At 71.9% G+C, this 23132-nt stretch carries 21 protein-coding genes; 5 read left to right on the top strand and 16 right to left on the bottom strand.

Annotated elements, in window-relative coordinates; translation table 11 throughout:
• Positions 1-72: 72 nt before the first annotated feature.
• From tsaD to tsaB, 3 genes are read right to left on the bottom strand one after another with little or no spacing between them, the layout of a single operon-like run.
• A complete protein-coding gene (tsaD, locus tag ACZ63E_RS11500; RefSeq protein WP_465335916.1) occupies positions 73-1119 on the bottom strand; it encodes a tRNA (adenosine(37)-N6)-threonylcarbamoyltransferase complex transferase subunit TsaD in 1047 nt (348 codons plus the stop codon).
• Entirely contained in the window at positions 1119-1598 is a 480-nt protein-coding gene (rimI, locus tag ACZ63E_RS11505; protein WP_465335917.1) for a ribosomal protein S18-alanine N-acetyltransferase, read from the bottom strand. The genes tsaD and rimI overlap by 1 nt, the downstream gene beginning before the upstream one ends.
• Entirely contained in the window at positions 1595-2260 is a 666-nt protein-coding gene (gene tsaB / locus ACZ63E_RS11510) for a tRNA (adenosine(37)-N6)-threonylcarbamoyltransferase complex dimerization subunit type 1 TsaB (protein ID WP_465335918.1), read from the bottom strand. The genes rimI and tsaB overlap by 4 nt, the downstream gene beginning before the upstream one ends.
• Before the next feature lie 99 nt (positions 2261-2359).
• On the opposite strand from tsaB, the gene ACZ63E_RS11515 reads away from it, so the two are divergent.
• From ACZ63E_RS11515 to ACZ63E_RS11525, 3 genes are all read left to right on the top strand, one after another.
• The gene (locus tag ACZ63E_RS11515; RefSeq protein ID WP_465335919.1) at positions 2360-3784 is read left to right on the top strand and encodes an acyl-CoA synthetase; all 1425 of its coding nucleotides are present in this window, start codon (positions 2360-2362) and stop codon (positions 3782-3784) included.
• Entirely contained in the window at positions 3777-5105 is a 1329-nt protein-coding gene (locus tag ACZ63E_RS11520; RefSeq protein ID WP_465335920.1) for a carboxyl transferase domain-containing protein, read from the top strand. The genes ACZ63E_RS11515 and ACZ63E_RS11520 overlap by 8 nt, the downstream gene beginning before the upstream one ends.
• 76 nt (positions 5106-5181) lie before the next feature.
• Positions 5182-6144 carry a serine hydrolase gene (locus ACZ63E_RS11525; RefSeq protein WP_465336104.1) on the top strand — a complete coding sequence of 321 codons (963 nt, stop codon included), beginning with the start codon at positions 5182-5184 and terminating at the stop codon, positions 6142-6144.
• 53 nt (positions 6145-6197) lie between these two features.
• On the opposite strand, the gene tsaE is transcribed toward ACZ63E_RS11525, so the two are convergent.
• The 8 genes from tsaE to glmS all read right to left on the bottom strand — a co-directional run bounded on the left by tsaE (position 6198) and on the right by glmS (position 15625).
• The gene (gene tsaE / locus ACZ63E_RS11530) at positions 6198-6656 is read right to left on the bottom strand and encodes a tRNA (adenosine(37)-N6)-threonylcarbamoyltransferase complex ATPase subunit type 1 TsaE (RefSeq protein ID WP_465336105.1); all 459 of its coding nucleotides are present in this window, start codon (positions 6654-6656) and stop codon (positions 6198-6200) included.
• A 2-nt stretch (positions 6657-6658) separates the two neighbouring features.
• On the bottom strand, positions 6659-7756 hold the full coding sequence (locus ACZ63E_RS11535; RefSeq protein WP_465335921.1) for an alpha/beta fold hydrolase: 1098 nt from the start codon (positions 7754-7756) through the stop codon (positions 6659-6661).
• On the bottom strand, positions 7753-8868 hold the full coding sequence (gene alr / locus ACZ63E_RS11540) for an alanine racemase (RefSeq protein WP_465335922.1): 1116 nt from the start codon (positions 8866-8868) through the stop codon (positions 7753-7755). Before alr ends, ACZ63E_RS11535 begins: the two co-directional genes overlap by 4 nt.
• A 29-nt stretch (positions 8869-8897) precedes the next feature.
• Positions 8898-9989, bottom strand: a complete 1092-nt coding sequence (locus ACZ63E_RS11545) for an ABC transporter ATP-binding protein (protein ID WP_465335923.1) — start codon at positions 9987-9989, stop codon at positions 8898-8900.
• 3 nt (positions 9990-9992) lie between these two features.
• Entirely contained in the window at positions 9993-11423 is a 1431-nt protein-coding gene (gene xylB, locus ACZ63E_RS11550; RefSeq protein WP_465335924.1) for a xylulokinase, read from the bottom strand.
• Positions 11413-12246: a DeoR/GlpR family DNA-binding transcription regulator gene (locus ACZ63E_RS11555; protein ID WP_465335925.1), complete on the bottom strand. Its 834-nt coding sequence runs from the start codon at positions 12244-12246 to the stop codon at positions 11413-11415. The genes xylB and ACZ63E_RS11555 overlap by 11 nt, the downstream gene beginning before the upstream one ends.
• Before the next feature lie 64 nt (positions 12247-12310).
• On the bottom strand, positions 12311-13747 hold the full coding sequence (locus ACZ63E_RS11560; RefSeq protein WP_465335926.1) for an NAD(P)H-hydrate dehydratase: 1437 nt from the start codon (positions 13745-13747) through the stop codon (positions 12311-12313).
• Between the two features lie 15 nt (positions 13748-13762).
• Positions 13763-15625, bottom strand: a complete 1863-nt coding sequence (gene glmS, locus ACZ63E_RS11565; RefSeq protein WP_465335927.1) for a glutamine--fructose-6-phosphate transaminase (isomerizing) — start codon at positions 15623-15625, stop codon at positions 13763-13765.
• 324 nt (positions 15626-15949) lie between these two features.
• On the opposite strand from glmS, the gene ACZ63E_RS11570 reads away from it, so the two are divergent.
• On the top strand, positions 15950-16774 hold the full coding sequence (locus tag ACZ63E_RS11570; protein WP_465335928.1) for a dienelactone hydrolase family protein: 825 nt from the start codon (positions 15950-15952) through the stop codon (positions 16772-16774).
• A 42-nt stretch (positions 16775-16816) separates the two neighbouring features.
• Here the strand turns inward: ACZ63E_RS11570 and ACZ63E_RS11575 are convergent, their stop codons facing one another.
• The 5 genes from ACZ63E_RS11575 to ACZ63E_RS11595 form a co-directional block, all read right to left on the bottom strand.
• Positions 16817-17272, bottom strand: a complete 456-nt coding sequence (locus ACZ63E_RS11575; RefSeq protein ID WP_465335929.1) for a hypothetical protein — start codon at positions 17270-17272, stop codon at positions 16817-16819.
• Between the two features lie 19 nt (positions 17273-17291).
• On the bottom strand, positions 17292-19868 hold the full coding sequence (locus tag ACZ63E_RS11580) for a WXG100 family type VII secretion target (protein WP_465335930.1): 2577 nt from the start codon (positions 19866-19868) through the stop codon (positions 17292-17294).
• Positions 19868-20179 carry a hypothetical protein gene (locus tag ACZ63E_RS11585; protein ID WP_465335931.1) on the bottom strand — a complete coding sequence of 104 codons (312 nt, stop codon included), beginning with the start codon at positions 20177-20179 and terminating at the stop codon, positions 19868-19870. The genes ACZ63E_RS11580 and ACZ63E_RS11585 overlap by 1 nt, the downstream gene beginning before the upstream one ends.
• Before the next feature lie 143 nt (positions 20180-20322).
• Complete coding sequence (locus ACZ63E_RS11590; RefSeq protein WP_465308729.1) at positions 20323-20580, bottom strand: acyl carrier protein; 258 nt, start codon at positions 20578-20580, stop codon at positions 20323-20325.
• Complete coding sequence (locus ACZ63E_RS11595) at positions 20573-22120, bottom strand: fatty acyl-AMP ligase (RefSeq protein WP_465335932.1); 1548 nt, start codon at positions 22118-22120, stop codon at positions 20573-20575. The genes ACZ63E_RS11590 and ACZ63E_RS11595 overlap by 8 nt, the downstream gene beginning before the upstream one ends.
• Before the next feature lie 30 nt (positions 22121-22150).
• On the opposite strand from ACZ63E_RS11595, the gene ACZ63E_RS11600 reads away from it, so the two are divergent.
• Positions 22151-23132 (top strand): cytochrome P450 family protein (locus ACZ63E_RS11600; RefSeq protein ID WP_465335933.1); only part of this gene is annotated, 982 nt, incomplete at its 3' end.

Below are 23132 nucleotides of genomic sequence, written 5' to 3' on the forward strand. Positions count from 1 at the left end.
ATCAGGCGACATGAATGAGTCACTCATGGCATCAGGTGACATGAATGAGTCACTCATGGCGTTCGGGGTGGGCTAGAGCGAAACCACCGACACCGGCAAAGCCGGATTCGCACTGAAGTCCAGAGCCGCAGTCGGACGCTTGGCCGCCACCACATGCGCACCCAGAGCCGCGATCATCGCGCCGTTGTCCGTGCACAGCCGCGGCCGCGGGACACGCAGCTCGATGCCCGCCGCCGCACAACGCTCGGCCGCCAGCGAAGACAACCGTGAGTTCGCCGCCACCCCACCGGAAATCACGAGGGTCCCGATCCCCTGCTCCTTCGCCGCGCGGATCGCCTTCATCGTCAGCACATCCGCGACGGCCTCCTGGAACGACGCCGCGACGTCGTCCACCGGGATCTCCTCGCCGCGTCGCACGGCGCCTTCGACCCACCGCGCCACCGACGTCTTCAAGCCGGAGAACGAGAAGTCGTTCTTCGCGTCGCGCGGGCCGGTCATGCCACGCGGGAACGCGATCGCCGCCGGGTTGCCGTTCTTCGCCGCCTTGTCGATCGGCGGACCGCCCGGGTACGGCAGGCCGAGCACGCGCGCGACCTTGTCGTACGCCTCGCCGGCCGCGTCGTCCACAGTGGACCCCAGCTCGGTGATCTCGGACGCGATGTCGTCGACGCGCAGCAGCTGCGTGTGCCCGCCGGAAACCAGCAGCGCCAGGCACGGCGTGGGCAACGGCCCGTGCTGCAGCGTGTCCACCGCGATGTGCCCGGCCAGGTGGTTGACGCCGTAGAGCGGCACGTCCAGCGCCGTCGCGTAGGCCTTCGCCGCGGAGACGCCGACGAGCAGCGCGCCCGCCAGGCCCGGCCCGGCCGTCACCGCGATGGCGTCCACATCGGACAGTGCGAGCCCGGCTTTCTCGAAGGCGCGCGAAGTCGTCGGGACCATCGCTTCGAGGTGCGCGCGGCTGGCGACCTCGGGCACCACGCCGCCGAAGCGCGCGTGCTGCTCGACGCTGGAGGCGACCTCGTCGGCGAGCAGCTCCACCGCGCCGTCGTCGTGCAGGCGGACCAGGCCGACGCCGGTCTCGTCGCACGAGCTCTCGATGCCCATGATGATGCGTGACATCAGCCCGCCACCCCGTCTCGCGTCCGCGCCGGGCGGACCATCGTGTACGCGTCGGCGCCGGAAGGCTGGTAATAGCGCTTCCGGATGCCGAGCCGTTCGAAGCCGTGGCTCTCGTACAGCGCGAGGGCCGAGTTATTGTCCGTGCGGACCTCGAGGAACACCGGCGCCTCGAACTCGTCGGCGCGCTCCAGCAGCGCCCGCAGCAGCGCCTTGCCGATGCCCTGGCGCTGGTGCTCGGGCGCGACGCCGATGGTGTGCACCGTCGCCTCGTACTCACCGCGGCGGCGCCCGACGACGGCGAGCCCGGCGTACCCGAGCAGCTCGTCCCCCTCGTCCGGGCGCGCGGCGAGGTAGAAGTTGCCCATGTCCAGCTCGGAGTGGAAGGCGCGGGAGCTCCACGGGTCGTCGCCGGGGAAGAGGATCTTCTCGATCTCGACGCACCGGGCGATGTCCCGTCGGCGCAGCGGCTCGAGTCTCACGGCGTGGTCACCCGCTTCGGCGCCGTGGGCTCGGCGGCGTCGGGACGGCGCAGGTAGAGGGGTGTCAGCGGCGCCGGGGTTTCCTTCGCCAGCAACGCGCTCCGAGCGGCCTTCACCAGCCCGGCGGGCGACGGGAAGCGCGGCTCGACCGGCCGGACGTCGAGCGCGGCGGCGTACAGCACCGCGCCGTCGCCGGCCGCAACCCTGACGTCGGTCCCGAGGTCGGCCGGGCGCTGCACGTGCGGGCCGTCGGTCCGGTTCCCCGCGGCGTCGTAGGCGGCCCAGTAGACCTCGCGGCGGCGCGCGTCGGTGAGGACGAGGAAAGCGCCCTCTCCCTCGGCGACGTCGGCGGCGAGCGCGTCGAGGCTGCACACGGGGTACACCGGGATGCCGAGGGCGTAGCCGAACGCGGCGGCGGTGGCCATCCCGGCGCGCAGGCCGGTGAACGGACCGGGCCCGACCCCGACGACGATCGCGTCTAGGTCCTTGAGGGACACTCCCGCGGCTTCGGCGGCGGCCAGGGCGTGCGGGGTGATCAGCTCGCCGTGGGCTCGAGGGTCGACCGTGACGCGGTCACCGCGCGTCTCGACCCCGCTGTCGTCCACCGTGACGACGCCCGCGGTCACGGCCGGGGTCGAGGTATCGATCGCCAGTACCAACACGGTGAGCAAGCGTACGACCTGCGTCTTCGGCAGCTTGCTGCAGGGGACTGATCCGCACGGTAACGTGCCAGACGAGTCCGACACTGGGAGGTCCCCGCGGTGCCCGACCCGTTGTTCCCCACCCTCACGTCAGGTTCGGGCAAAGAGGCCCTCCGCTTCGGCGAACAGGCCTTGACCTACGCGGAACTCGCCGCGGTCGCCGGGAGTCTCGCCGCCGGGCTGCCCCGCGGCCGGGTCGCGGTCTGGGCGACGCCGACCCTCCACACGAGCGTCGCCGTGGTCGCGGCTCTGCTCGCCGGTGTTCCCGCGGTGCCGGTCAACCCGAAGATCGGTGAACGCGAGCTGGCGCACATCGTCGCCGACAGCGAGCCGGAGCTGGTGCTGGCCGAGCCGGGTGCCGAGCTGCCCGAAGGCTTGGCCGCGCTGCCGCGCCGGGACATCCCGCTGACCGGGTCCGCCGCCGAACCCGCGGAAGAGCCGGACGCCGAGGCGCCCGCGCTGATCGTCTACACCTCGGGGACCACCGGCCCGCCGAAGGGCGTGGTCCTCCCCCGCCGCTCGATCGCCACCACGCTCGACGCCCTCGAGGACGCCTGGGGCTGGACCGCGGACGACGTCCTCGTGCACGCCCTGCCGCTGTTCCACGTGCACGGCCTGATCCTCGGCATCCTCGGCCCGCTGCGCCGCGGCGGTTCGGTGCGCCACCTCGGCCGGTTCTCGACCGACGGCGTCGCGCGGGAGCTGTCCGCGGGCGCGACGATGCTGTTCGGCGTCCCGACGATGTACCACCGGATCGCCGGTGAGGTCGGCGCGGACCCCGCCCTGGCGGAGGCGCTTCGCAAGGCGAGACTGCTCGTCTCCGGGTCCGCGGCCCTGCCGGTGCACGACCACCAGCGGATCACCGCGGCGACCGGTCAGCAGGTCGTCGAGCGCTACGGCATGACCGAGACGCTGATGAACACGAGCGTCCGCGCGGACGGCGAGCGCAAGCCCGGCACCGTCGGCGTCCCGCTGCGCGGCGTCGAGCTCCGGCTGGTCGGCGACGCCGGGGAGACGATCGACGACACCGAGAACGTCGGCGAGATCCAGGTGCGCGGGCCGAACCTGTTCACCGAGTACCTCAACCGCCCGGACGCGACCGCGGCCGCGTTCGACGGCGGCTGGTTCCGCACCGGCGACATGGCGACGCGCGACTCCGACGGGTACGTGCAGATCGTCGGGCGCAAGGCGACGGACCTCATCAAGAGCGGCGGGTACAAGATCGGCGCCGGGGAGATCGAGAACGCGCTGCTCGAACACCCCGGCGTCGCGGAGGCGGCCGTCACCGGCGAGCCGGACGACGACCTCGGCGAGCGGATCGTCGCGTGGATCGTGCCCTCCGGCAAACCGCCGACGGCCGAGGAGCTCGCCGACCACGTCGCCCGGCTGCTCTCGCCGCACAAACGGCCGCGGGTCGTCCGGTACCTGGACGCGTTGCCGCGCAACGACATGGGCAAGGTCATGAAGCGGGCGCTCGGTGCCTAGGCGTCCGGCGCGCGAAGTCGTCGAGGCGATTTCGAGCGGCTTCGAGGAGTTCACGACGCCGTTGCGCGACGAGCCGGCGGACGGTCCGATCGCGTGGCCCGGCTACCGCGAAGCACGCTCCGCCGCCGAAGAGCGCACCGGCGAGCGGGAGTCGGTCGTCTGCGGGACGGCGAAGATCGGCAACGTCGAGGCCGTGCTGATCGCGTTCGAGTTCGGATTCCTGGGCGGCTCGCTCGGGCAGCGCACCGGCGACCGGATCGAGGCGGCGTTCGCGCACGCCCGCGACGCGCGGCTGCCGGTGGTTTCGCTGATCTCGACCGGCGGCAGCCGCATGCAGCAGGGCATGCGCGCGTTGATGCAGCTGCAGCGGGTCGCCCGGGCGGCGGCGCTGACGCGGTCGTCGGGGATCCCGCAGGTCTCGGTGCTGCGCGACCCGACCACCGGCGGCGGCTGGGCGACGCTCGGCGCGGGCGCCGACGTCATCCTCGCGCTGCCCGAGGCCCAGGTCGGCTTCGCGGGCTCGCGGGTGCGTCCGCCGGGCTCACCGGAGGCGTACACGGCCGAGGCGAAGTACGAGTGGGGTCAGGTCGACGCGCTCGTCTCCCCGGACGAGCTCGGCGCCGTGCTGGAACGGTGGCTGCGGCTGTTGACCGCGCGCTCCTCGGCGGCCGCTCCGCCGCCTTCGGCGCTACGAGCGGCTTCACTGCCTTCGACGGGCTGGGAGGCGGTCGAGGCGGCCCGATCACCCCGGCGGGCCCGGGCGGTGGAGTACCTCGACGCGTACTTCGACTGGCGCGAAGACATCAGCGGCGACCGCTGCGGCGGCGTCGACCCGGGTGTCGCGTGCGGCTTCGGCTGGCGCGACGGCCGGACGATCGCCTACGCGGCCCAGTGCGGCACCCCGACGTCACCGGCGGGCTTCCGGACGGCGGCCCGCCTGGTGCAACTGGCGTCCCGGCTGGCGATCCCGGTGCTGACGCTGGTCGACACCCCGGGCGCGGCCAACGACGCGGCGGCCGAACAGGCGGGCGCGGGCGGCGCGATCGCGGCGATGTTCGAGGCGGTCGCGACGGCGTCGGTCCCGGTGACAACGCTGGTGATCGGCGAAGGCGGCTCGGGCGGAGCGCTGGCGTTCGCGGCCCAGGGGTCGACGTGGGTGGCGCCGGACGCGTACTTCTCGGTGACGTCCCCGGAAGCCGCGGCGGCGATCTTGAAGCGGCCGGCTTCGGAGGTGCCGGACATCGCGAACCAGCTGCACCTGCGGCCCCAGGACCTGGTGGAGCTGGGCGTGGCGCGGGCGGTCGTGAGTCCGGCTCGATGATGGACGTCCGATCAAGGTCCATTCGTGGTTGGATCTTGTGATGGGGTATCGACTCAACAGGCGAGCAGCGTTCGGTCTGGGGACCGCCGTCGCCGCTGGAAGCATTCTGGCCGGCTCTCCGGCGTACGCGCAGGAAGCAGATATCGAGGCCAGCCCGGCCACACCGGACCGGGCCAGGCAGAAGGTGAAGCGCGTCTACGACACCGCGGCCGCTGAGGCAGGCGGCATCTGGAACTCCTACATCAGTGTGGCCGACGACATGGCCGTCGACGTGGCGTCCGACGAGGTAGTCGAGGCGTACAGCGTCAACAAGGTGGCCGTCGCGGTCACCTTGATGGACAAGATCGACCGTGGCCTGCTCACCCTGGACCAGCAGGTCCAGGTGCCGGAGAGCATCGTCGTGCCGGGTGGTGACGGCATCATCATCCTGGACAAGGCGTACCCGAGCGCGTTCACGCTGGGCCACGTCCTGTCGCTGTTCCTCACTGTTTCGGACGACACGTGCGTCCGGCTGGTGGGGCTCGTGGTCCCGGCCGCCGAGATCAACCAGATCCTGGTGACCAAGGGCTTCCCCAAGACCCAGGTCACGCCGGTGGCCAACCCGAACCGCTACTTCCTCGGCCAAACCACTCCGCGCGAGACCCACGACCTGCTGAAGGCGCTGGTCGCGGGCACGTTGCTGAGCCCGGCGTCGACGGACTACCTGCTGTCCATCCTGCGGTCACAGGTGGCGTTCACCGACGGCATCCGGCGTGAGATGTCGTCCGTCGATCGGGCGAGGATCGCCACGAAGGCCGGCTGGCTGAACGACGGCCGCAACGAGGCGGGGATCATGTTCGACGCCGCGGGCAAGCCGGTGTTGATCTACTCGATGTTCGCGCACGGCCAGGCGAACCCGGAGGACTTCGGGGCCACACACCCGGTCCGGCAGGCCACCGCGAAGATGGGGCCGAAGTTCCTGCGCGCGGTCGACAAGATCGCGGGCGCCGGCACCAAGACGTTCCGGGCCCCGGCCTACCAGCAGTACAACGGCGGCTGAGCGCAGCTACCGAGGTCGTGAGTGGTAATTCGGGTTAGAACCCTAATTACCACTCACGACATCTTGGCGAGCTCCGGAGTCCGGTCGGCCCAGGTGCCGTGCGGTTCCAGGGTCACCTCGCGGACGTCGTCTTCGCGGCGGTCCAGCCGGACCACCAGGTAGTCCTCCGAGAGACGCTCGGCCGAGCCCTCGCCCCACTCGACGACGATCGCCGAGCGCTCCAGGTCCGTGTCCAGGTCGAGGTCGTCGAGCTGGGACAGGTCGCCGCCCAGGCGGTACGCGTCGACGTGCACCAGCGGGACTCCCGCGGCGCCGGCCGGGTGGACGCGGGCCAGCACGAACGTCGGGCTGCTCACCCGGCCGCCGACGCCGAGGCCGGCCGCGATGCCGCGCGTGAGCGTTGTCTTGCCCGCGCCGAGCGGGCCGGCCAGGAGCACCAGGTCACCGGCGCGCAGGGAGCGGCCGAGCACCCGCCCGAAGTCCATCGTTTCTTCGGGCGTCGGGAACACCATGGTCAACGGGGCCACCACCAGTTTCGCCGGGACGAGGTTTCGCCGTCCACACCGGAACAGCGTTGCAGGAGATCGATCAGATGGCTGTTCACCAGCTCGGGCTGCTCGAGCTGCACCATGTGCCCGGCGCCGCGCACCCGCACCAGCTCGGCGTCCGGCAGCTCGGAGGCGATCCGCTCGGCGTGCGCGAACGGCGTGAAGCGGTCCGAATCACCGCCGATGACCAGCACTTCCGCGTGCTTCAGCCCGGCCAGCGCGGCGTAGCGGTTGTGGCTGCCGAGCGTGTCGACGAAGTTGACGAGCCCCTTCACCGGGGTCACTTCGAGCATCTCGAGCATGAAGTCGACGAGCCTCGGCGCGACGTCGCGGCTGCCGAACGCCAGCCGTCGCACGGCTTGGCGCGTCAGCTGCCCGCCGGCCGCGCGCACGAACTCGACCAGCCCGGGCTGCCAGCCCGCGAGACCGCCGGCGGCGCGCGTCAGCGGGTTGTACTTCGAGAGCAGCGAACGCGGCAACCCGCGTGCGCCCACTTCGCCCGCCGCGGTCGCGATGAACGCGACACCCGCGACGCGGTCTTCGAAGAGCGAAGGGAACTCCGCGGCCAGCTCCATGATCACCATGCCGCCCATCGAGTGCCCCATCAGCACGATGGGCCCCTCCGGCACCACGGACCGCAGCACCACGTCCAGGTCGCGCGCCAGCTGCTCGATGGTCGACGTCTCCGCCGAAGCCGCGCCGGAAAGGCCGTGGCTGCGGTGGTCGTAGTACACCTGACGCACCCGAGGCAGCCGAAGCGACGCGAGGTCGCGACGCTGGAAATGCCAGCAGCGCCGCGAAAGCGCGAAGCCGTGCACCCCCACGACGGTCAGTTCGGGCTTGCCGCCGTCCTCCGGATCGATCTCCTCGACCGAAAGCGGCGTGCCGTCCTCGGCCGCGACCGTGGACGTGCGGTCCGGCTTCAGCTCCCCCAGCGGCTCGTCCACGTACGGATCCTCACTGTGCCGCCGCTGCTGCGCGGCGACGATAGCGGCGGCGGCGGTCCCGGTGGCGATGGCCCCGACCCCGCCGGCGATGGCCAGCAGTCGACGTGAAGGTGTCACGAGCGCTCTCCCGAATACCGGCGCCGGACCCGCGGGCGGTACATCGAGGTGACGATCTCGTAGTCGATGGTGCCCAGCTTGTCGGCCCATTCCCGGGCCGTCGGCTCACCCTGCGTCCCGGCGCCGAACAGGACGACCTCGTCGCCGACCGCCGGTTCGTCGTCACCGCAGTCCACGACCAGCTGGTCCATGCAGACGCGCCCGGCGACCGGCCGCCGCTGCCCGCCGAGCCACACGTCCATCCGGCCGGACAGCGACCGCGGCACGCCGTCGGCGTACCCGGCCGGCACCAGCGCGAGGTTCGTGTCGCGCGCCGCGGTCCAGGTGTGCCCGTAGGACACCGACTCCCCGGCTTCGACCCGCTTGACCAGCGCGACCGCCGACCGGAACGTCATGGCCGGGCGCAGGTCCTCGGCCTGCGGCACTGGGTTGAGCCCGTACATCGCGATGCCCGGCCGGACGACGTCGAAGTGCAGGTCGGGCCGCGTCAACAGGGCCGCCGAGTTCGCGAGGTGCCGCTTCGGGTCGAGCCCGGCGGCACGCGCGACGTCGTAGGCCTCGGCGAAGCGCTTCGCCTGCGCGTCGATGGAGGGGTGGCCCGGCTCGTCCGCGCACGCGAGGTGGGACCAGATCGCGACGACCTCGACCCGCGGTTCGGCGGCCGCCGCTTCGACCAGCTCGGCCCAGCGGGCGGGCGGGCAGCCGTTGCGCGAGAGGCCGGTGTCGATTTTGAGGTGCACACGAGCCTGGGTACCCGCGGGGACGGCGGCCGCGATGCGACGTAGCTCACCCAGCGAGCTGGCGGCGAGGTCGACGTCGGCCTCGATGCCCGCCGCGAAGTCGACCTCGGGGACGTCCAGCCAGCTGAACAGCCGGGTCGTGATCCCGCCTTCGCGGAGGGCGAGGGCCTCTTCGAGGGAGCACGTGCCGAGCCAGCTCGCGCCGGCCTCGACCGCGGCGCGCGCCACCGGCAGCGCGCCGTGGCCGTAGGCGTCGGCCTTCACCACGGCCATCACCTCGCTGCCGGGCGCACGGGCGCCCAGCAGGGTGAGGTTGTGGCGGATGGCGTCGAGGTCGATGTCGACCTGGGCCCTAGGGAAACTGGAGGTCATGACGTCCTCCAGTTTCCCATGACCGGAGGTCAGGACAGGCGCGCCCCGGACTTGGCCGAGAACACGTGCAGCTCGTCGGGACGGATCCGCAGGTGGAGCGTGTCGCCCATGGTGGGCGGCGTGCGCGGGTCGACCCGGGCGACGACGTTGGACTTGGTGCCCTCGGCGTCGGTCTCGGCGAGCTTGCCGTAGACGTAGGCGTCCGAGCCGAGCTCCTCGACCAGGTCGACCTTGATCGGGATCGAGCTGTCACCCTCGCCGACCACTTCCAGCGACTCGGGCCGGAAGCCGAGGGTCACCGTGTCGCCGTCGGCGGCCTGGATGACCTCGCGGGTCAGCGCCACGCTGCCGCCACCCAGCTCGGCGCCGTCAGCGGTAAGCTTGGCTGTGACGAGGTTCATGGCCGGTGAGCCGATGAACCCGGCCACGAAGGCGTTCGCGGGCCGGTCGTAGAGGGCGCGCGGGGTGTCGCACTGCTGCAGGAGGCCGTCCGACAGCACGGCGACGCGGTCACCCATCGTCATGGCCTCGACCTGGTCGTGCGTGACGTAGACGGTGGTGACGCCGAGGCGGCGCTGAAGCGCGGCGATCTGCGTACGCGTCGACACACGCAGCTTCGCGTCGAGGTTCGACAGCGGCTCGTCCATCAGGAAGACCTGCGGCTCGCGCACGATCGCGCGGCCCATCGCGACGCGCTGGCGCTGACCGCCGGAGAGCGCCTTCGGCTTGCGGTCGAGGTACTGCTCGATGTCCAGCAGCTTCGCGGCGTCGAGCACCTTCTGCTTGATCTCGGACGCGGGGCGGCCGGCGATCTTCAGCGCGAAGCCCATGTTCTGCGCGACCGTCATGTGCGGGTACAGCGCGTAGTTCTGGAACACCATCGCGATGTCGCGCGAGCGCGGCGGCAGCTGCGTGACGTCGCGGTCGCCGATCCAGACGGCGCCGTCGTCGATGTCCTCGAGGCCGGCGAGCATGCGCAGGCTGGTCGACTTGCCGCAGCCGGACGGGCCGACCAGCACCAGGAACTCACCGTCGGAGATCTCCAGGTCCAGCGCGTCGACCGCGGGGCGCTCGGAACCCGGGTAACGCCGGGTCGCCTTGTCGTAGGTGATGGAAGCCATCGGTCAGTCCTCTCCGAAAGTCCGCCGGACCCCGTAAGCCGCTTCGCGGGCTTCGAGGTGGCGCTGCTGGATCCGGTGGCCCTCGGCGCGCTGCGCCTCGGTCGGCTCGTCCAGCTCGAGCCGCGTCTGAGTGTTTTCCTGCCAGGACGGGGGTTCCGCACTGGAAGCCAGGGCCCACGCCGCCTGCCGCGCCGCGCCGACGGCGACGTACTCGGCGACTTCGGGCAGCTGCACGGGCACGCCGAACACGAGCGGCGCGATCGCCTGGACGGCCCGCGACTGCGCGCCCCCGCCGATCAGCAGCACGCGGCGGACGTCGAGACCGTGCGCGCGGACGGCGTCGAGACCGGCGGCCAGGCCGCACAGCATGCCTTCGACGGCGCTGCGCGCGAGGTTTTCCGGTGTCATGTTCGCCCGGGTCAGGCCGGTCAGCGAACCGGTGGCGTCCGGCAGGTTCGGCGTGCGCTCGCCGTCCAGGTAGGGCAGGAAGGTGAGGCCGCCGGCGCCGGGCTCGGCCCGCAGCGCGAGCCGGTCGAACTCGCTCAGCGTCGCGCCGAGCATCGCGGCGGTCGAGGTGAGCACGCGGGCCGCGTTGAGGGTGCAGGCCAGCGGGAGGAAGCGGCCGGTGGCGTCGGCGAACCCGGCGACCTCGCCGGTGGCATCGGCCGCGCCGGTCTCCGCGACGCCGAACACGGTGCCGCTGGTGCCGAGCGACACGACGACGTCACCGGGCTGGAGTTCGAGCGCGAGTGCGGCGGCCATGTTGTCGCCGGTGCCGGCGGAGACGAGCACGCCGTTCGCCGTGTGGCCGGCGGTGTCGGCCGGGCCGAGCACGGTCGGCAGCTCCGGCGTCCGGCCGCCGAAGGCGTGGGTCAGGACGTCGAGGCGGTAGGCGTTGTCGGACGGTGAGAAGTAGCCGGTGCCGGAGGCGTCACCGCGGTCGGTGACCGGGTCGCCGCCGGTGAGCTTCCAGGTCAGCCAGTCGTGCGGCAGCATCACGCGGGCGACGCGATCGGCCAGCTTCGGCTCGTGGTCGGCCAGCCAGCGCAGCTTCGTGACGGTGAAGCTCGCGACCGGCACCGAGCCGACGGACTTGGCCCAGACCGACGGCCCGCCGAGCTCGGTGATCAGGTCGAGCGCCGACTGCGCCGAGCGCGTGTCGTTCCACAGCAGCGCGGGCCGGACGACCTCGTTGTCCTCGTCGAGGGTGACCATGCCGTGCTGCTGGCCGCCGACCCCGATGGCCTGGACGTCGTCGAGCAGGCCGCCGGTCGCCTCCTGGAACGCGCCCCACCAGGCGGCGGGGTCGACCTCGGTGCCGTCCGGGTGCGGCGCGCGGCCGCTCCGGACGATCTCGCCGGTGCGCGCGTCGCACACGACGACCTTGGTCGACTGCGTGGACGAATCGATGCCGGCCACCAGCTCAGCTGTCATAGGGCTGACCCTCCTCGACGTGTTCGACGATCTCGATCGTGGTGCCCGCGTTGAGCGCGGCCTCGATCTCCTCGGTCGGTGTGGTCTCCCCGGTGATGAGCAGGTCGTAGTCCCCGACGTCGCCGTGCGCGTAGGTCGCGGTGCGGCCGAACTTCGAGTGGTCGACCACGAGGACGTTCCGGTTGGCGACCTTCAGCGCGGCCTTCTTGAGCTCGGCGTAGTCGCGATCCGGGTGGTAAAGCCGCCCGACGGCGACCGCCGTGACCGACACGAACGAGACGTCGGCGCGGATGGAGTCGAGCAGGCCGAGCACCTCGGGCCCGGCGCAGGAGTCGTACTCCGGCGAGTAGCGCCCGCCTGCCAGGACGACGTCGGTCTTCGGGCCGAGCAGCCGCGCAGCGTGCAGCGAGTTGGTGACGACGGTGAGGGCGTCGATCTCGGCCAGGCGCTTGACCAGCGGCAGGAGGGTGGTGGAGTCGTCGACGAAGACGGTCTGCCCGGGTTGGACGTGGTTCGCGGCGGCTTCGCCGAGCGCTTCTTTCTCGCCGTGGTGAAGGGTGTCGCGGAAGCGGGCGGCGGTCTCGATGGTGAGCGCCGGATAGGCCTCGACCTTGCCGCGGAGCTTGCGCAGGAGCCGGCGTTCGGCCAGGTCGTCGAGGTCGCGGTGGATGGTCATCAGGCTGACCCGGAACTTCGTCGTCAGGTCGTCGATGCGGACTTCGCCCTGCTCGATGACGTGGTCGAGGATGTCCTGCCGCCGCTGCTCGACCACGGCATCGGACGGCCGGGTCTTCCGGTCTCCAGATGCTGTGCCGCCGCTCACACGGCATTCTTACCAGATTTACCGCCCAGAGTTAACAGGCAACTCGATAACTTCTCTCCTGGACTCAGGACGCGAGGAAGCGGATCGAGCGGATCGCCTCCGGGATCGCGTGGACCAGGGCCGAGGAGGACGTCGGGGCGTTCTGGGCCGCGATCGCGCCCGCCAGGGAGTGCACGTGGGCCGCCGTCGCCGCGGCCAGCCATGGGTCCAGGCCTGCCGCCAGCAGGGAACCGAGCAGGCCCGACAGGACGTCGCCCGAACCCGGGGTCGCCAGCCACGCGCCGTGGGGCTTGTTGACCGCGACGCGGCCGTCCGGGGCCGCCACCACCGTGACGTGCCCCTTCAGCAGCACCACCGCGTTGTACTTCTTCGCCGCTTCGCGCGCCGCCGTCACCCGGTCCGCGCCCGGCTTCCGGCCCATCAGCCGCTCGTACTCGCCCGCGTGCGGGGTCAGGACCAGCGGGGTGTCCGGGTCGCGCGCGTCGAGGACCTCGGGTGACTTCGCGATGATCGTCGTCGCGTCGGCGTCTGCGCACACCGGGAGGCCCTGGCCGAGCACGTACCGGACGACGTCACGACCCTCCGAGCCGGTGCCGATGCCCGGTCCGACCGCCCACGCCTGCACACGGCCGGCGTCCGCGACCGTGCCCGTCGCGATGACCTCCGGCCACTGCGCCCGGACCACGTCCGCCGCGTGGCCCGCGTACCGGACCATCCCCGCCGTCGCGCGGACCGCCGAACCGGCCGTCAGGACCGCCGCGCCCGGGTACGTCGCCGAGCCCGCCGCGACGCCGACGACGCCCTGGCTGTACTTGTCGTCGTCGGGGCCGGGCACCGGCCAGGCCGCGGCGACGTCGGCGATGTCCAGCCGCTGCAGCGAAGGGTCGGCCAGCTCGAGGCCGATGTCGACCAGCACGACCTCGCCGCACCACGACGGCGCCAGCACGTGCACCGGCTTGAGCGCGCCGAACGTGACCGTCCGGGTCGCCTTCACCGCCGGGCCGTCGACCGCGCCGGTGTCCGGGTCGACGCCGCTGGGCAGGTCGACCGCCACGATCGGCGCTTCCACCAGCGAAACCAGCCGTGCCGCGTCCGGGCGCAGGGAACCGGACGCCGAGATGCCGACGATCCCGTCGACCACGACGTCCGCCCGGGAAATCCACTGTGGACCGTCCTCGGCGGACACCACACGCCCCTTGGCCCGGCGCAACGCCGCGAGCCCCGCTTCGTGCGCCCGCGAGCCCAGCAGGACGGCCGTGACGGCGACTCCGCGTCGCCGCAGGAACGCTCCCGCCCACAACGCGTCGCCGCCGTTGTCGCCGGAGCCCACGAGCAGCACAACCCGGCGGCCGGAGACACCGCCGGTGTGGTCTTCGAGCACGTCCGCGATCTGCACCGCGAGCCCGAACGACGCCCGCCGCATCAGCTCGCCTTCCGGCGTGACGGCGAACGCCCGTGCCTCCGCCTCGCGAATCCGTTCCGTGGTCCAGATTCCCTGCACGGCGAAGGCCTCCCGTTACTCGACGGTGACAGACTTCGCCAGGTTACGCGGCTTGTCGACGTCGTACCCGCGGGCGCGGGCGATCTCCGCGGCCAGCACCTGCAGCGGCACGGTGGACACCAGCGGCTGCAACAGCGTCGGCACCGCGGGGATCTCGATCAGCTCGTCCGCGAACGGCCGGACCGTCTCGTCACCCTCTTCGGCGATCACGATCGTGCGGGCGCCGCGGGCCTGGATCTCGCTGATGTTCGACACGAGCTTCGAGTGCAGCACCGCGCGTCCCTTGGGCGACGGCATCACGACGACGACCGGCAGGCCCTCTTCGATCAGCGCGATCGGGCCGTGCTTGAGCTCGCCGGCCGCGAAGCCCTCGGCGTGCATGTACGCGAGCTCCTTGAGCTTCAGCGCGCCTTCGAGGGCGACCGGGAACCCGACGTGGCGGCCGAGGAACAGCACCGCCTTCGAGTCCGCGATGCGGCGGCCGAGGTCGCGGACCTGGTCCACAGTGGACAGTACCTTCTGGACGGCCGCGGGCATGGCCTCGAGCTCGGCGAACTCGCGCGCGACCTCGTCCGGGTACTTCGTGCCGCGGGCCTGCGCCAGCGCCAGGCCGACCAGGTAGTTCGCCGCGATCTGGGCGAGGAACGCCTTGGTCGAGGCGACGCCGATCTCGGGCCCGGCGTGGGTGTAGAGGACGGCGTCGGACTCACGCGGGATCTGCGCGCCGTTGGTGTTGCAGACGGCCAGGACGCGCGCCTTCTGCTCACGCGCGTGCCGGACGGCTTCGAGCGTGTCCGCCGTCTCGCCGGACTGCGACACGGCGACGACCAGCGTCGCGCGGTCGAGCACCGGGTCGCGGTAGCGGAACTCGCTGGCCAGCTCGACCTCGACCGGGAGCCGGCACCAGTGCTCGATGGCGTACTTGGCGACCAGCCCGGAGTGGTAGGCCGAACCGCAGGCGACGACGAAGACCTTGTCGACGTCGCGGAGGTCCTGGTCGGAGATGCGCTGCTCGTCGAGGATGATCCGGCCGTTGTCGAAGTGCCCGCGAAGGGTGTTCGCCAGCGCCTCCGGCTGCTCCTCGATCTCCTTGAGCATGAAGTACTCGTGGCCGCCCTTTTCGGCGGCGCTCAGGTCCCAGTCGACGGTGAACGGCTTCGCCTGGGCGGCGTCGCCGTGGAAGTCGGTGACCTCGTAGCCCTCGCGGGTGATCACGACGAGCTGGTCCTGGCCCAGCTCGACGGCCTCGCGGGTGTGCTCGATGAACGCCGAGACGTCGGAGGCGACGAAGTGCTCGCCCTCCCCCACGCCGACGACCAGCGGCGACGACCGCCGCGCGGCGACGATGGTGTCCGGGTGGTCGGCGTGCGTCACGACGAGCGTGAACGCGCCTTCGAGCCGTCGGCAGACCCCGGCGACGCTCGCGACGAAGTCACCCTTGGTGTCCCCGTCGGCGTAGGCGCGCGCGATCAGGTGCGCGGCGGTCTCGCTGTCGGTGTCGCTGGCCATCTCGACGCCGTCGGCCTCGAGCTCGGCGCGGAGGGTGGCGAAGTTCTCGATGATGCCGTTGTGGACCACGGCGACCCGCTGCGAAGTGTCGCGGTGCGGGTGCGAGTTGCGGTCGACGGGCGCGCCGTGGGTGGCCCAGCGGGTGTGCCCCATTCCGGCGGTGCCGCCGAAGCTGTCCCGGCCGACCTTGTCGAGCTCGGCCTCCAGGTTGGCCAGCCGGCCCGCCTTGCGCTCGACGGTCAGCTCGCCGGCGCCGTCCAGCACCGCGACACCGGCCGAGTCGTAACCGCGGTACTCCATGCGCCGGAGCCCGCCGAGGACGACGTCCAGAGCCGGGCGGTGCCCGACGTATCCCACGATTCCACACACGCGGACAAGCCTAACGAGGGATTTTCGGGGGGTTGACCGGGTCTGGAAACCCGGCTTGACCTGGGGAGATGTCGCGGGTGGTGGTCCGGACCAATGCGGTGTCACCCACACGTGGGTCCTTGTTTTGCCCGCCACCCCGACGCCTGATTGTGACTACGGACGGCGGCACCGCGTCAAGGCGGGAAAGATGCCTTGACCCGGTGTCGCCGTCCGTGTTCTGGCTTCGGATCGGGGTGGGGGAGGGTCTGGGTGGAGTTCGACCCGTTTCGCTCGCCCGGGGCGGCGAACGAGCCTGCTCTGGCCTCGCACAGTAGGGTTCCGGCCATGGCCAGCAAGCCCAAGCAGCTGCTCGCGGAGTTGACGCACCCGGGTCCGCATGAGGTCCTGCGGGGCGACCTTGCCCTGGTCGGGCTGCCCGGGGTGGTCTTCACGCCGCGCTCCGGTCTCGGGCTGCCCGCCGTTGCCTTTGGGCACGGGTGGCTGCAGCCTCCCCATCGGTACCGGCAGCTTCTCCACCACCTCGCCAGCTGGGGCATCGTTGCCGCCGCTCCGGCCACGCAACGCGGCCCGCTGCCGTCGCACCGGCTGCTTGCCGCCGATCTCCTCACCACCCTCGACGTTGTCACCACCGTGCGGCTGGGGCCGGACGGCATCAGCGTCGATCCGGCCAAGCTTGGCCTCGCCGGGCACTCGACCGGGGGTGGCTCCGCCGTCCTCGCCGCGGCGCAGGACGCTCAGGCCGAAACGCCGCGGATCAAGGCCGTTGCCACCATCGCCGCCGCGCAAACGCTTCCGCCTGCCACCGAGTCGGCGAAGCTCATCACCGTGCCCGGGCTGCACCTGGCCGCCGAGGAAGACCTCGTCGCTCCCAAGATCGCGCACGCCGAGGCGATCACCGATGCCTGGGGCGGCGAAGACGTCCAGCTCCGGACCCTCGGGAAGGCGACGCACCTGGGTGTCACCGAGGGCAAGCACTGGTCGCAGCTGGTCATGCACGGCAAGCCGCACCGGGGCACCCAGCGGCTCACCCGCGCGCTGTTCACGGCCTTCTTCCTGACCCACCTCACCGGCACCGACAAGTACCGGTCCCTGCTCGACGCGGACGTCAAGCGCGCCCCGATCGAGCGGGAAGAAGAACCCGCCCACTGACACGCGAAAGGCCCGGCCGAAGCCGGGCCTTTCGACGGAACCTCAGACCAGCCAGCTCGTGCTGGAGAAGTCGTCCTCGTCCTCCACCGGACGCGCGTGCCGTCCTCGCCGCGGCTGCTCCGCGACCGGGGGCGCCGGTGGCGGTTCCGGAGCTGGCTCCGGGCGGGGCGGCGCCGCGCTGGGCGCCGCATAGCCGGCGAAGCTGTTCGTCGGCTCGGTCTCGTCCTCGACGCCGAACTCCATCAGCGACTCGCGGTTCTTGTCGGCCAGCGCCTTCTCCGTGGCCCAGCCGCCCGCGCTCTGCTTGCGCTTGTTGAGCTCGTCCATGTGCTCGGCGTACTTCTGCGCGGCGGCCATCTCCTGCTTCAGCCCCTCGCGCGCCTGCGCCTCGGCCTCGGCGACCCGGCGTTCGCGCAGCCCCCGCTGCTCGTCCTGCTCCCGCGCCGCGGCGTCCATCGTGGACACCGCCGCGCGGTACCGGTCTTCGGCGCTGCTCATCGGCCCTCCTCAGCCCTCGTCACCGGTCGTACCGGATCGAGCGGTCACCCTCGTCGTCCAGCGAGCCGCTGATGCGGCCCTTCGCGCCGCTCGTCTCGAAGACGTTGCCCTCGATGCGGTACTGGCTGGCCCCGCGCTGCTGGTCACCACCGCCGCCCCCGCCCGGCGCGCCACCCATGCCGCCCATCATCCCGCCCATGCCCCCCATGCCGCTCATCCCGCTGGCGGAGCTCGCGGCGGCCTGGTGCGCGCCCGGGTCGACCGGGGTCGCGCCGAGCCCGCCGCCGTCGGACATCGGGACCGCCGCGTCACTGGCGCCCGACTGGGAACCCGGGTCCAGCGAGACCGCGCCGGCGAAGTCCGCCGAGCCGCCGCCGGTGACCGCGGAGCCGAAGTCGCTCGCGCCGGCCGTCGACGTCGCGTCGGCCCCGGCCCCGGCCCCGCCACCGCCGGCGCCCGCGTCGGCCGTCGCGACCGCGGGTTCCGCGCCGGCGGAGCCGCCGAAGTCACCGGAGAAGTCCTGGCCGCCCGGCGTGCTGAACCCACCGCCGCCGCCCGAAGCGGACGCGGCTTCGCTGTGCGTGAAGCCCGGGTCCGGGTTGGGCGGCGCCGGGTCCTTCGTCAGCGGCGACTCGGCGTCCGTATCGTGGTGGACGGCGGAGCCGTTGCCCGTCGAGGAGCCCTCCGACCCGGTGCCCGGTGTCGGGTCGTTCTTCAGGTCGCCGGCCTTCGGGTCGTCCTTCTCGTCGAGCGTGTACGTCGTCGGCTCGCCCTTGCCGTCGTCGACGGTGACGACCGTCGGGCCGTCCGGGCCCTCCGGCCGCTCGGCCGTGATCTCGAGGTTGCCGTCCTTGATGTGGATCTTGCCGTCGGGGCCCGGCTTGTAGGAGCCGTCGGCCGAGGGCTGCCCGTCCTTGCCCGGCTGCTGGCTGCCCTGCGGGCCGAAGCTGCCGTCCTTGGCGGCGTCGGCGCCCTTTCCGTCGGCGTCCTTGGCCGCGTCGGCCTTGTCGTCGTCACCCCAGTCGAGGTGGTAGTCCTTCTTGTTGCCGTGGCCGTCGTCCACGGAGATGTCCTGCTTGCCCTCCTTGTCGGGCTCGGACATCTCGATCGTGTTGTCACCCTTCTTCACCGACACGGTGTCGGTGTCGTCGGTGTCCTTGATGGCCTCGCCGGTCGTCGGGTCGATCGGGTACGGCTTGCCGGTGTCCGGGTCGACCTCGAGGGGCTGCCCGGTGATCGGGTTCTTGCCGTCCTCGGGCTTCGCCGGGTCCTCGGGCTTCGCCGGGTCCTCGGCCTTGGGCGGCTCCGCGGTCGCCGACGGCGTCGTGGCCCCGCCGCCGCCCGTGCTGCCCCCGCCGCCGGTCGAGCCGCCGCCCCCGGTGGACCCGCCGCCGCCGGTGTCGCCGCCGTTACCGTTGTGCGTGTCACCGCCGCCGGTGTCGTCGCCGCCCTTGCCGTCGCTCTTGGCCTCGGTCAGCTGGTTGCGGTAGCCGTCCATGAACCGCGCGAGCGCGCCGAACTGCTGGTCGATCGTGTCCTTGGCGGACTTGCAGGAGCCGTCGAACGCCTTGATCAGGCTCTGGAACTCGGTCGTGAACGCGCCGTCGCGCCAGTAGCGGCAGACCTGGCGGCCGTAGTCCTTGTTCTCGTCGTTGAAGCCGCAGTCGTCGTTCTGCAGGCGCTCGGCGAGGTTGGTCTGGTTGCCGTTCTTCGCGTTCACCGCGTCGACCCAGCCGGCGACCTTCATGAAGTCGTCGAACTCTTCGGTCTCGCCGTTCGCGATCTTGAGGACGTCGCGCGCCATGGTGATGTCGGCCTGCGCGATCGTCGTGCGGTGCAGCGCGAGGACCTCGTCGACCTTCTTCTTGACGGCGTCGTAGACGTGCGTCACGGTCTCCGGGATCAGCTTCGCGGCGCCGTCGATCTGCTGCGACAGCTCCTTGGCGTGCGGCTTGATCGTCTCGTCGTACTTGATCTCGGCCGCGTTCGCGCCCTTGCCCTTCCACTCCCCGAAGAGGGTCTGGAGCTCGGTGTCGCTCTTGGTCAGCGTGTCCTCGACGACCTTGTGCGCCTTGCCGAGGTCGTCGGCCTCGGTGAGGAACTTCTGGAACTGGATCCCGCGGTTCTCGTGGAACTTGTCCTTGAGGTCCTTCTGCGCGTCGAGCTGGCCGGTGCCGCCCTTGATCTTGTTCCAGATGTCGTTGGTCCACAGCACCAGGAAGTCGACGGTGACGTTGCCCTGGTCGAGCATTTCGTCGGAGCTCTTCGCGCCGGCCCCCAGCGTCGGCGTGGCGATTCCGTCGAGGTTCTTCTTCGCGTCGTTCTTGCGATTGGTCTCGCGCTGCTGTTCCTGGCCCTTGGCGGCCGATTCCTGCTTCGCGCGGGCGACGATCTCGTCGGTGTCGTCGTTCTCGAGAACGCGGTAACCGTCGTTGTCGCCGTCGGAGTAACCCTCGATGTACTCCTTCGCGTACCTTTCTTCTTCGTCGTTGAAGTTGAAGGTGTTGCGGTCGTACTCCTCCATGAGCTCTTGCTTCGTCGCCATGGAGACGTTCGGGTCGTCGAGGACCTTCTTGATTTCCGCCCAGTCGGCCATTACTTGCTCCCCGCCGACGTCGCCGTCGAGCTGGCGTTCTGCTCCTGAGCGGTGTACTTCGAACCGGCGGTGCCGATGCCGCTGCCGAGGTTCATGAGCGCGTTCGACAGCCCGGTCATGCCGGCGCCGATCTCGTCGATCCCGGACTTGTACTTCGGGAAGCCCTCACCGTGGACGCGCCCGAAGTCCGCCTGCGCGATTTCGGTCGGCGCGACCTTCTTGGCTTCCGCGGCCGGGTCGTCGGCGGCGTCGTTGAGGCGGATCTGCGCCCGCGTCATCGCCTCCGAACTCGCTTCGTAACCGTTTGGCATGGTCGGCTTTCCCCCTTCGATCCACGGCCCCTGTTCCGGGTGTCAAGACTGTGACGCACCCGGTCGCGATTCGGTGCCGTCGCAGATGCACACAGAGTCTAGCGTTCGGCCGCCCGCCCGACCTGGGCTTCGGCGAAGTGCACTCACCCGGTGGGGCGCTGCGCCGCGATCGACTCGGAAACCACTTCGGCGACCCCGCGGACGTCGACGAGCCGGTCGAGCTCGTCCAGGTCGACCGAGACGCCGAAGCGCACCTCGACCCGCGCGAGCAGCTGGACGCGCTGCCGGGACGTCATGCCGATGTCGTCGAACGGCGTGGTGTCGGTCAGCTGCCCGGGCTCGAGCTGCAGGGCGGTGCCGACGATCTTCCGGATCTCCTCGGCGAGGGCGGCGTCATCCATGGCGCCCATTCTCGCCCCACCAGCGGTCGCGGGCGGCGGCGCGGGACACCTTGCCGCTGGAGGTCCGCGGCACCGCGCCGGGCCGGACCAGCCACAGGGCGCGCAGCGGCAGGTCGTGGCCCGCCGACACCGCGCGCCGCACGGCCGTCGCGACCGCCTCGTCGTCCGGCGTGGCACACCCGGCCACCACGGCGACACCCTCGCCGTGGCCGTCTTCGACGGCGAACGCGGCGACCCGGCCCGCGCGGACCGCCGGGTGGGCGGCCTCGACGGTCGCCTCGATGTCCTGCGGGTAGTGGTTGCGGCCGTCGACGATGATCAGGTCCTTGCGGCGGCCGGTGACGTAGAGCAGGCCGTCGTGGACGAAGCCGAGGTCGCCGGTGCGGAGCCAGCCGTCCTCGGTGAAGGTCTCGCCGCGGTCCGGCCGGCCCCAGTACCCGTCGGCGACGTTGGGACCGGACACCCAGATCTCTTTGTCGACAATGCGGACGCGCTGGCCGTACGGGCGGCCCACCGAGACCAGCTCGCTGTGGCCGAACTTCGTGACGGTCGGGCCCTCGTCCCCCGCGCTCGCGACGAACACCGTCGCCTCGGCCAGCCCGTAACACGGCTTGAGGGCGGCCCGCGGCAATCCGAACGGCGCGAAGGCGCGGTGGAAGGCGTCGAGGCTGGCCGCGCGGATCGGCTCGCTGCCGTTGAGCACCGCGTTGACGTGCGAAAGGTCGACGTCCACCAGCTCCCCCGCCGCCTCGGCGGCCAGGTCGAAGGCGAAGTTCGGCGCCGCGGTGATCGCGCCGGGGTGCTCGGCGAGCAGCCGGATCCAGCGCAGCGGGTCGCGCACGAACTCCATCGGTGTGCAGAACACCGAGTGCGCGCCGAGGAAGACGGGCGTGCCGATCAGCAGCACGAGCCCCATGTCGTGGAAGAACGGCACCCAGCCGGCCAGGTGGGTCGACGCGTCGGCGTGGTAGCACTCGGTCGTCTGCCAGCAGGCGGCCACGAGGGCGCGGTGCGAGATCACCGCGCCGGCCGGGCGGCGCGTGGAACCCGACGTGTACTGCAGGTAGGCCGGGTCGGTCATCACCACGTCAGCGGGCGGCTCGGTGGTGTCCGGCTCGATGTCCTCGACGGCCAGTGCGAGGCCCGGCGGGACCTTGTCCAGCAGGTTCTTCGAGGTCAGGCAGGCCGCCGGAGTGGCGTCCGCGAAGGCCGACTCGATCCGCGCGCGGCCGGTCCGCCCGGTCGGGACCGAAAGCGGCACGGCGACGCGCCCGGCGTAGAGCGTGCCGAGGAACGCGACGACGTAGTCCAGGTCCTGGCGGGCGACGATCGCCACCCGGTCGCCGGGCCGGGTCGTGCGCCGCAGCTCGCGGGCGACCCCGCGGACCCGGTCGAGCAGGCGCGGCCAGCTCAGCGTGTGGTCGACGGGTCCCGGGTACGTGCGGCAGGTGAACGCGGGCCGGTCGGTGGCCGCGTTGCGGAGCAGGTGGGCCGTGAACGGCGTGCTCAGGACCTCGTCCGGGACGTCTGCGGGCGGCACGGCCCCATCCTGCCCTACCGTGGGCAGGCGATGGACGAGTTCGAGCGGCACGGGATCCGGGTGGTCTCCGGCCGCGACGCGTGTGTGCACGCCCTGCGTTCCCCGGACCTGACCTCCGACCCCGGCGGCGGCTCACCGAGCGTCCTGCTGCGCGACGGCGAAGGCCACACACGCGTGCGCGGGGTCCTGCGGGAGATCATCGCCGGGCTCGAGCCGCTGCCGGAGTCGCTGCGCGCGTCCATCGAGACGGTCGTGAGCGAGCTCGGGACGTCGTTCGACCTCGTGCGCGACTTCGCCCGGCCGATCGCGGGCGCCGTCACGGCGGCGGTGCTGGGGGTCGCGCTCGACGACGTCTTCCTGGACCACCTGGAGCGGACGACGGCGAACCTCGACGTCCTCGGCGGCGGCGACCGGGCGGCCCAGGCGTCGGCGTTCCGGCTGTCGGTGCAGCTCGGCCGGGCCACCGCCGGGCCGGGCGGGCTGACGGCGTTGCGGGAGGCGCACGCGGCCGGGCGGATCGACGACGACGAGCTCGCCATCAACCCGGTGGTCCTGGCGCACGCGGCCTACGAGAACTCGCTGAACTTCCTGGCCTGCGCCGGGCTGGAACTGGCCTCTTCGCGCCCGCGCGGTGTGCGTGACCTGGTCACCACGGTCTGCCCGGCCCGGTACGTCCTGCGCTTCGGCCCGGACGGGCCGGTGGCCGTCTCACTGGCCGACGGCCTGCCGTTCGGCCTCGGGCGGCACGCCTGCCCGGGCTCCGGCGTCGCGCTGGCCGAGGGCGAGATCGCGCTCGGCGCGCTGGCGAAGCTCCTGAGCGGCGGGTGCCGGGTGGGCGAGGTCCGGTGGAAGACCCACCCGGTGTTCCACGGCCTGGTCTCGGCGCAAGTTGTCGTGGGGGGGGGGGGGGGGGGGGGGCGGCCCCCCCCCCCCCCAAGGGGGGGGGGGGGGGGGGAGAAGGACGGCGGGGAACTGGGTGACGATGCCCCGGGCGCGTCTTGGGGTGTGGGGC

It is taken from the genome of Amycolatopsis sp. NPDC104819 (assembly GCF_055583145.1).

Excerpts from the sequence above, each read along its gene's own strand:
- alr (WP_465335922.1), bottom strand. The coding sequence starts at position 8,868 with ATGACCTCCAGTTTCCCTAGGGCCCAGGTCGACATCGACCTCGACGCC.
- ACZ63E_RS11590 (WP_465308729.1), bottom strand. The coding sequence starts at position 20,580 with ATGGATGACGCCGCCCTCGCCGAGGAGATCCGGAAGATCGTCGGCACC.
- ACZ63E_RS11545 (WP_465335923.1), bottom strand. The coding sequence starts at position 9,989 with ATGGCTTCCATCACCTACGACAAGGCGACCCGGCGTTACCCGGGTTCC.
- tsaD (WP_465335916.1), bottom strand. The coding sequence starts at position 1,119 with ATGTCACGCATCATCATGGGCATCGAGAGCTCGTGCGACGAGACCGGC.
- ACZ63E_RS11580 (WP_465335930.1), bottom strand. The coding sequence starts at position 19,868 with ATGGCCGACTGGGCGGAAATCAAGAAGGTCCTCGACGACCCGAACGTC.
- ACZ63E_RS11570 (WP_465335928.1), top strand. The coding sequence starts at position 15,950 with ATGGCCAGCAAGCCCAAGCAGCTGCTCGCGGAGTTGACGCACCCGGGT.
- ACZ63E_RS11575 (WP_465335929.1), bottom strand. The coding sequence starts at position 17,272 with ATGAGCAGCGCCGAAGACCGGTACCGCGCGGCGGTGTCCACGATGGAC.
- tsaE (WP_465336105.1), bottom strand. The coding sequence starts at position 6,656 with ATGGTGTTCCCGACGCCCGAAGAAACGATGGACTTCGGGCGGGTGCTC.
- xylB (WP_465335924.1), bottom strand. The coding sequence starts at position 11,423 with ATGACAGCTGAGCTGGTGGCCGGCATCGATTCGTCCACGCAGTCGACC.
- ACZ63E_RS11585 (WP_465335931.1), bottom strand. The coding sequence starts at position 20,179 with ATGCCAAACGGTTACGAAGCGAGTTCGGAGGCGATGACGCGGGCGCAG.